At 74.0% G+C, this 7,765-nt stretch carries 9 protein-coding genes; 7 read left to right on the top strand and 2 right to left on the bottom strand.

Going from position 1 to position 7,765, the window contains the following annotated elements:
* Positions 1 to 120: 120 nt before the first annotated feature.
* Complete coding sequence (locus ACIQIB_RS02130; protein WP_400654339.1) at positions 121 to 648, top strand: hypothetical protein; 528 nt, start codon at positions 121 to 123, stop codon at positions 646 to 648.
* Between the two features lie 15 nt (positions 649 to 663).
* Here the strand turns inward: ACIQIB_RS02130 and ACIQIB_RS02125 are convergent, their stop codons facing one another.
* Positions 664 to 2,016 (bottom strand): hypothetical protein, encoded by a 1,353-nt coding sequence (locus ACIQIB_RS02125; RefSeq protein WP_400756239.1) that lies wholly within the window; start codon positions 2,014 to 2,016, stop codon positions 664 to 666.
* A gap of 113 nt (positions 2,017 to 2,129) precedes the next feature.
* Positions 2,130 to 2,579 (bottom strand): hypothetical protein, encoded by a 450-nt coding sequence (locus tag ACIQIB_RS02120; protein ID WP_363606004.1) that lies wholly within the window; start codon positions 2,577 to 2,579, stop codon positions 2,130 to 2,132.
* A 161-nt stretch (positions 2,580 to 2,740) separates the two neighbouring features.
* Here ACIQIB_RS02120 and proC point away from each other — a divergent pair, with 161 nt between their 5' ends.
* The 6 genes from proC to ACIQIB_RS02090 all read left to right on the top strand — a co-directional run bounded on the left by proC (position 2,741) and on the right by ACIQIB_RS02090 (position 7,661).
* Positions 2,741 to 3,568, top strand: a complete 828-nt coding sequence (gene proC / locus ACIQIB_RS02115) for a pyrroline-5-carboxylate reductase (protein ID WP_363606003.1) — start codon at positions 2,741 to 2,743, stop codon at positions 3,566 to 3,568.
* 54 nt (positions 3,569 to 3,622) lie between these two features.
* The gene (locus ACIQIB_RS02110; protein ID WP_400756237.1) at positions 3,623 to 4,273 is read left to right on the top strand and encodes an HAD family hydrolase; all 651 of its coding nucleotides are present in this window, start codon (positions 3,623 to 3,625) and stop codon (positions 4,271 to 4,273) included.
* Between the two features lie 142 nt (positions 4,274 to 4,415).
* Complete coding sequence (locus tag ACIQIB_RS02105) at positions 4,416 to 5,603, top strand: MFS transporter (protein WP_363605999.1); 1,188 nt, start codon at positions 4,416 to 4,418, stop codon at positions 5,601 to 5,603.
* A gap of 130 nt (positions 5,604 to 5,733) precedes the next feature.
* The gene (locus tag ACIQIB_RS02100; protein ID WP_363605997.1) at positions 5,734 to 6,930 is read left to right on the top strand and encodes an acetoin utilization protein AcuC; all 1,197 of its coding nucleotides are present in this window, start codon (positions 5,734 to 5,736) and stop codon (positions 6,928 to 6,930) included.
* A gap of 233 nt (positions 6,931 to 7,163) precedes the next feature.
* Positions 7,164 to 7,373, top strand: a complete 210-nt coding sequence (locus tag ACIQIB_RS02095) for a helix-turn-helix domain-containing protein (protein WP_148644250.1) — start codon at positions 7,164 to 7,166, stop codon at positions 7,371 to 7,373.
* Positions 7,374 to 7,562: 189 nt separating this feature from the next.
* The gene (locus ACIQIB_RS02090) at positions 7,563 to 7,661 is read left to right on the top strand and encodes a 30S ribosomal protein bS22 (RefSeq protein WP_003948845.1); all 99 of its coding nucleotides are present in this window, start codon (positions 7,563 to 7,565) and stop codon (positions 7,659 to 7,661) included.
* Positions 7,662 to 7,765: the final 104 nt, after the last annotated feature.

Below are 7,765 nucleotides of genomic sequence, written 5' to 3'. Positions count from 1 at the left end.
TATGGGGGGGGGCGGGGGGGGGGCGCGGGGGGGGGGGGCCCCGCGCGGGGGGGGGGGGGCGGCCCCCCCGGGGGGCCCCACCCCTCCGCGTTCCCGCGACACCGGGTGATAATCGGACCTGTGACCCAGGACCCCGCCCCCGCCCCCAAGCCCGCCGGCGCCCCCGAGCCGGAACCGATCCGCTGGTTCGGCACCAGCTGGGTCGACCGGGGCGCCGACTACCGGCTGCGCCGGGTCGTCGTGCCGATCGGCGCCCTGCTGGCCGCGCTGGCCGGAGCCTTCGTGCTGCGCTTCGGCGTCGAGGGCGTCCGGCTCTCCTCCGGTGGCGGCTTCGTGAACGGGCTGCTGGTCGCGGCCATCGCGGTCTGCTCGCTGATGGCCGGTCTGCGCACCTGGAAGCTGCTCAGCGAGGGCAGGGACCAGCTGAGCGGCTGGATGGCCGAGGACAAGTCGCTCGGCGTGGTCTGGCTCATCGGCGGGGTCGGCGCGCTCCTCGCCTACTTCGTCCGCAGCCTCATCGAGGCCCCCGGCGAGGCCGTCCGGCGGGCCGGGTACGAGCGGGCCGTCGCCCAGTACGAGCGCCGGCAGGCGACCCGCGGCGGCCGGCCCGACACCAAGGCGCCGGGCCGGGGCAAGCGCAGGCGCTGAGCGCGGCCGGACCGGTCAGCTGCGGCTGACCGAGCCGCACTCCCGCTCGCCGTCGATGTCCTTGCTGCGGTCGTACGGGTCCAGGCTCGGCCCGGTCCGCTCCGGGTCCGGCTGGGCGAACTGGTCGAACTGCGGGTGGTAGTAGCCGTCGTGGACGTTGCAGGCGCTGTTGCCGGACTCGGAGTCGTACCGCCGCAGGTTGATCTTCTTCGGGTTGGACTGGTACCTGGCCGGGTCGTAGAAGCGGAAGTCCGTGATCCGCCGCACGATGGTCCTGGCGGTCCAGGTGTCGCCGGGGACATCGCCGTTCACGCTGGTCAGCGCCACCGGCTTGGCCACTCCGGGGCCGCTCGGCAGGCCGGGCGCGGGCTCGCCCGTCGTGGACGGCCTGGTGGACGGCTTCCCGGGGAGGGCCTGCTTGGCCGCCTCGGGCCCGGGGCGGATCGCGTAGACGAAGGTGTAGTCGGTGTGCACCAGCACGCCCTTCTCGCCGTCGCTCTCGAACGTCGTCCGGCCCTGCACCTTGACCACGTCGGTCACGGGGATCGCCTCGGCCGGGTTGAAGCGGCTGAAGTAGGAGATGGCGTTCCGCTCCTCGGACGGCTTGGCGAGCGCCGCCTCGGCGCTGTCCCGGTCGCCGCGGTCCAGCAGGGCCAGTGCCGCCTCGGGGCGGCCGCCCGCGGTCACCTTCGGGTCCAGGTTGGCGGCCGTCAGGTAGTCCTTGACCAGCTGGAGCTGGCCGGCCACCTCCTCGGCGCCGAAGACCCCGGTGGCCTGCGCCGCGGGCAGCACGAAGGCCTCCGCCCCGCTCGGCCAGCCCTCGGCCGGGGAGCCGGCCCACGGGTGGTCGACGGTCGGCTGCTGCTCGGCCGCCGACGGCGGGGCGGCGGTCGGCCGGGCGGTCTCCGGGGCGACGGTGGGCGCCGGCGCGACGGCGGACGGGCCGGGGGTGCCGGCGTCACCGTAGTGCTCGGAGTACCAGCTCCGCAGCCCGTCGATGTTGAGCGCGGCGAGCAGCACCGCGATGGTCAGCACCACGTACAGCGGCGCCCGCCACTCCAGGCGGCGGCGCGGGCCCGGGTTGCCGAAGGCGTCGGGCCGCCGGGGCCCGCGGCCGAACCGCTTGCCCTTCGAGGGGCCGTCGTTCACCGAGCGGCGGCCGCCCGGGTCGACCGGCGGGGTGTGGCGCCAGCGGGCGGTGAGCATCCGGGTCCGGCCGGACTGCTCCTTCACGGTGGCGCCCTTGACGAACTCCTCGTCGAGAACGAGGTCCGCGAACGGGTCCTTCCCGCCCGCCTCGGACGGGTCGGACCCGCCCGGCTCCCGGCCCTCGGACGGGCGCGGTTCTGGATCTTCGGCTATCGGCATCGCGCCAGTATGCCGACGGGGTGTGACGATTCGCTGATCGGGGGCACACCAGGTGGTGAACGCGTGCGCGATGTGCGGAGATCGCCCCTGTTTCCGCCGTTCCGGAAACGGCGTCAGCCCTTGCCCCGGGCCTGCTTCACCGAACCCACCACGCCCGCCACGGCGAGCAGGACGCCGGCCGGCAGCAGCGAGAGGAAGAACGCGCCGAACAGGCCGGCGTCGCCGAGGAACGTCTGCGCCAGCATGTTCAGCACCAGCAGTCCGCCGGCCGCTGGCAGCGCCGACTGCCACGGGTGCTCGGCCGCCCACCGGCGCAGCCGCCGGTCGCCGGTGTCGCGGCGCAGCTGGCCGCCCACCGTGCCGACCAGGAAGAAGAAGAACAGCGCCCAGCCGGCCGGTCCGGCCAGCATGCTCAGCGACCAGTCACCGGTGATCGCATCGATCCCCAGGGCCGTCGCCCCCACCACCGCACCGACTCCCGCGGCCGTCCGCCACGGTCCCACCGTCGCGGCGGCGACGGCGAGTTGCCGGTTCTCACGTCGGGACATCTCTTCGTGTGCCATACCTCCACGGTGCGCCCGCACACGGCCCGGGGCCATAGGGGAGAACCCCGAGTTTCTCCCTAGGGCGTGGCGGGCGGCAGTCCGACCGCTGGGTGGACGCTCCCGCCGCCGGCCCGGTCGCGGTGCGAGGATGGCCGCAGTACCGGAGGTAAGGAGCGGCCATGGCCAGCAGCGGAGCACACGGACAGAAGATCGCCTTCCTGGGCACCGGCAAGATCGGCGAGGCCCTGCTCTCCGGTCTGCTGAGGGCCGGCAAGGACCCGGCGGACGTGCTGGTGACGGCCCGCCGCCCGGAGCGCGCGGCCGAGCTGGCCGGGAAGTACGGCGTCGGCACCGCGACCAACGCCGAGGCCGCCAAGCTCGCCGACACCCTGATCCTCGCGGTGAAGCCGCAGGACATGGGCACCCTGCTGGAGGAGCTGGCGCCGCACGTCAGCCCCGACCGGCTGGTGATCTCGGCGGCGGCCGGCGTCCCCACCGCCTGGTTCGAGGCGCGGCTGGCGGCCGGCACCCCGGTGGTCCGGGTGATGCCCAACACGCCCGTCCTGGTGGACGAGGGCATGAGCGTGATCTCCGGCGGCTCGCACGCCACCGAGGCGCACCTGGAGCGGGCGGAGGAGATCTTCCGCTCGGTCGGCAAGGCGGTGCGGCTGCCCGAGTCCCAGCAGGACGCGGCGACCGCGCTCTCCGGTTCGGGCCCGGCGTACTTCTACTTCCTGGTCGAGGCGATGACGGACGCGGGCATCCTGCTCGGCCTGCCCCGGCAGGTGGCGCACGACCTGATCGTGCAGTCGGCGATCGGCGCCTCGGTGATGCTGCGGGACTCCGGCGAGCACCCGGTGAAGCTGCGCGAGGCCGTCACCTCGCCGGCCGGTACCACCATCGCCGCCATCCGCGAGCTGGAGAACCACGGTGTACGGGCGGCCCTGCTGGGCGCCCTGGAGGCGGCCAGGGACCGTTCCCGGGAGCTGGCCTCCGGCGGCAAGTAGGCCCGGACGCAAGGCCCGGCGGGCCCGGAGGCGGGGCCCAGTAGGCTCGACGGCATGTCCTACGACTTGGTGATTTTCGACAACGACGGTGTCCTGGTGGACAGCGAGCCGCTCTCCAACCGGCTGCTGGCCGAGTACCTGACCGAACTCGGCTACCCGACCACCGTCGAGGAGTCGTACCGGGACTTCATGGGCACCGCCGCCCACCGGGTCCACGACGTGATCGCCGAGCGGTTCGACGGGGCGAAGCTGCCGGACGGCTTCGACGACCTGTTCCACGCCCGGGTGTTCGCCGCGTTCGGCGCCGAACTCGCCGCCGTCCGGGGCGCGGAGCGTCTGCTGAAGGAGTTGCAGCAGCGTTCCGTGCCCTACTGCCTGGCCTCCTCGGCGCACCACGAGTGGATCCGGACCGCGCTCGACGTCGCCGGCCTGCGCGGGAACTTCGTCGAGGAGCGGATCTTCAGCGCCCAGGACGTCGGCGTCGGCAAGCCCGCGCCCGACCTCTTCCTGCACGCCGCCCGCACCCTCGGCGTCGAGCCGGGCCGCTGCCTGGTCCTGGAGGACAGCGTCAACGGCGTGCTGGCCGCCCGGGCCGCCGGTATGGACGTGTACGGGTACACCGCGCTCACCGACCCGGCGAAGCTGACCGCCGCCGGTGCCACCGGGCTGATCGCCGATCTGGCGGAGGTCCCGGCGCTGCTCTGAGCCCGCCCGGCCGGGGAGGGCCGCCGCGGAACAGCCGCACGGAACGGCTGTTCGCAGAACTGCTGCGCGACCCCTCCCGCGATCGCGCGCCACCGCCTACGCTCTCGCCAACATCGTTGTACCGGCCAGTAGCGAGGTTGGCATGAGTACCGTGATCCCTCCTCGGCTGCGCGCGGGCAGAGCCGCGCTCGCCGCGAGTTTCCTGCTCCAGGGCGTCACCTTCGCCCTGCTGGTCACCTGTATCCCCGAGATCCAGGACCGGTACGGGCTGAGCGACGCCCTGCTGCCGGTCTTCCTGGCGGCCGTGCCGATCCTGGCCGGGGTGGGCTCGATCGGCTCCGAATGGCTGGTGCGGCGTACCGGGGCCCGGGCTGTGCTGCGGGTCGTCCAGCCCGCCGTCTGCCTCAGCCTGGCGGGCGCCGGGCTCGGCGGCACGCTCTGGCAACTCGCCCTGGCCCTCGGCGCGTTCGGGCTTCTGGTCGGTGCGCTGGACGCCAGTATGAACATGCTCGGGGTGGGCCTCCAGCGCCGTTACGGGCGCTCGGTCATGCTCGGCTTCCACGCCGCGTTCAGCCTCGGCGGCATCCTCGGCGCCGCCGTCGCGGGCCTCGGCTCACGCTACGACCTCGGCCTGCCGGTGCTGTTCGGCTCGGCCGCCGCGGTGATCGCCCCGCTCGCCGTCCTCGCCGGCACCCGCTTCGCCGGGCCCGCCGAACTGGGCGACGCCGTCCGGGAGGCCGCCGAGGCCGCCGCCCGGTCCGTACCGTGGCGGCCACTGCTGCCGCTCTGCCTGGCGATGGCCTTCGCGTACATCGCGGACGCCTCGGTCTCCAACTACAGCGTCAAGTACCTCACCGACGGCCTCGGCAGCCCGAAGGACGTCGCCAAGCTCTCCTACCTCGGCTACATGGTGGCGATGCTGCTCGGCCGGGCCCTGGGTGACCGCGCGGTGCAGCGCTGGGGCGCCGTCCCCGTGGTCCGCGGCGGCGCCGCGCTGGCCGCGCTCGGCTTCGCGGTGGCCGCCGCGGCGCCCGGTGCCGGGGCGGGCATCGCCGGCTTCACCGTGCTCGGCTTCGGAATCTGCGCGATCATCCCCCAGGTCTTCGCGGCCGGCGGACGGCTCTTCCCGGCCGACTCGGACGCCGCCGTGGCCCGGCTCAACCTCTTCAACTACGTGGGTTTCCTGGTCGGTTCACCACTGGTCGGGGCGATCGCGGGCGCGAGCTCCTACCGCTGGGCACTGCTCGCCCCGATGCTGCTGGTGCTCGCCGTCCTCCCGCTCGCCGGCCGCTTCGCCCCCGCCCCGGTCGCCCGGCCCGCGGTGGCCTGAGCGCGAACCGCCCGAGCGAACCGCCCGAGCGGACGGCCGGCACCCACGGCCGGGGCGGACGGCCGGAGCGGCCCGGAACCGGCGCGCCCTGGCGGCCGCCGGAGCGGAGCCACCCGCTACGGTGGAGGCCATGCCCGAAGCCGAGCGTGACACCCCCTGCGGCCTGCACCTCTTCTGGGACGAGGCCGTCACCGCCTACGACTTCGGCCCCGGCCACCCGATGGACCCGACCCGGCTGGCGCTCACCATGCGCCTCGTGGAATCCCTCGGGCTGAGCAGCGGCCCCGGGGTGACGGTCCGGGCCGCGCCGCCGGCCGGCGAGTCCACCCTGCGCCTGGTGCACACCCGCGAGTACGTCGCGGCGGTCAAGCACGCCGCCGCCCACCCCGAGGAGCAGGACGCCCGGCACGGGCTCGGCACCGACGACAACTGGGCCTTCCCCGCCGTGCACTCCGCCTCCGCGCTGATCGCCGGCCAGTCCGTGGCCGCCGCCGAGGCCGTCTGGCGCGGCGAGACCCCGCACGCCGTCAACTTCGCCGGCGGGCTGCACCACGCCATGCCCGGCCGGGCCTCCGGTTTCTGCATCTACAACGACCCGGCGCTCGCCATCGCCCGGCTGCTCGAACTCGGCGCCGAGCGGGTCGCCTACGTCGACGTGGACGTCCACCACGGTGACGGCGTCCAGCAGGCGTTCTGGAACGACCCGCGGGTGCTCACCGTCTCGCTGCACGAGCACCCCGCCACGCTCTTCCCGCAGACCGGCTGGGCCACCGAGACCGGAGGCCCCGACGCCCCCGGCTCCGCCGCGAACCTGCCGCTGCCGGCCGGCACCGGCGACACCGGCTGGCTGCGCGCCTTCCACGCCCTGGTGCCCGAACTGCTGGCCGCGTTCCGCCCGCAGGTCCTGGTCACCCAGCACGGCGCGGACACCCACCTGGAGGACCCGCTCGCCCACTTCGCCGTCACCGTGGACGCCCAGCGGCTGATCGCCGAGGAACTGCACGACCTGGCCCACCGGCACGCCGGCGGCCGCTGGATCGCCACCGGCGGAGGCGGCTACGCCGTGGTGGACGTCGTCCCGCGGACCTGGACCCACCTGGTCGCCACCGCCGCCGGACGGCCCGTCGACCCGGCCACCGAGACCCCGGAGGCCTGGCGCGCCGAGGTCTACCGGCGCACCCGCCGCCCGGCCCCGCTGCGGATGACCGACGGGGCCAGGCCCGTCTGGCGGGACTTCGACACCGGCTACGATCCGGCCGACCGGCTGGACCAGGCGATCCTCGCCACCCGCCGGGCCGTCCTGCCCTACCACGGCCTGCTGCCCTGAGCCCGGAGGCCCCGGACCGGCAGCCCCGTGTCCGGGGGCGTGCGCATGCCCACTGCTACAGACCGCTGAGCGACTACGTACTGCAACAGGCCTATCTCTCACCGTACGAGGACTGGGCTTCCCCCTCTTCCCACTGGTACCACCCATAACTACTCTGGGGATACACGTGTGCCGGTGGAGTCACCGGAGGGGAAGCCGGTGCCTTGCACACGGGTAAGGGTCGGGTGATGGTCATGAGTTCCGGCGAACGCCCCCTGCAGGAAGTTGTCTTCCTGACCGTGGCGGAGGTGGCCGCGGTCATGCGGGTGTCCAAGATGACGGTGTACCGGTTGGTGCACAGCGGAGAACTGCCGGCCATCCGGGTCGGACGGTCCTTCCGGGTGCCCCAGCAGGCGGTGCACGAGTACCTCAAGGAGTCCTACGTGCGGCTCGAGAGCGCGTAGGGCCGGGCGGCGGGGCGGGGTCCGCAGCCTGCGGACCCCGGGCCCGTTCGCCGGGGATTCTCCGGGTGTTTCCCGGTTCCGGGGAGCACGATTACGACCCAGGGCGCGCGGAAGGTAGGCTAGGCCGTCCGTCAGTCGTATGGACTCCGTCTCTCACGGGCGCGAGTCTCAGTGAGCGAGGGTTGTTCCGTGGGCTCTGTCATCAAGAAGCGTCGCAAGCGTATGGCCAAGAAGAAGCACCGCAAGCTTCTGAAGCGGACCCGCGTGCAGCGTCGCAACAAGAAGTAAGCGCCCCCGGCCGCGCCCTGCGCGCCCGGCGCTTCCACCGCCCGTCCAGACCCTTGTGGCCTGGGCGGGCGGTGTCATTTCACGGCCCGACACGGCGGCGCGGT

It is taken from the genome of Kitasatospora sp. NPDC092286 (genome assembly GCF_044755565.1).
Lineage (GTDB): Bacteria > Actinomycetota > Actinomycetes > Streptomycetales > Streptomycetaceae > Kitasatospora.
This window is presented reverse-complemented; position numbering and strand designations above follow the sequence as displayed.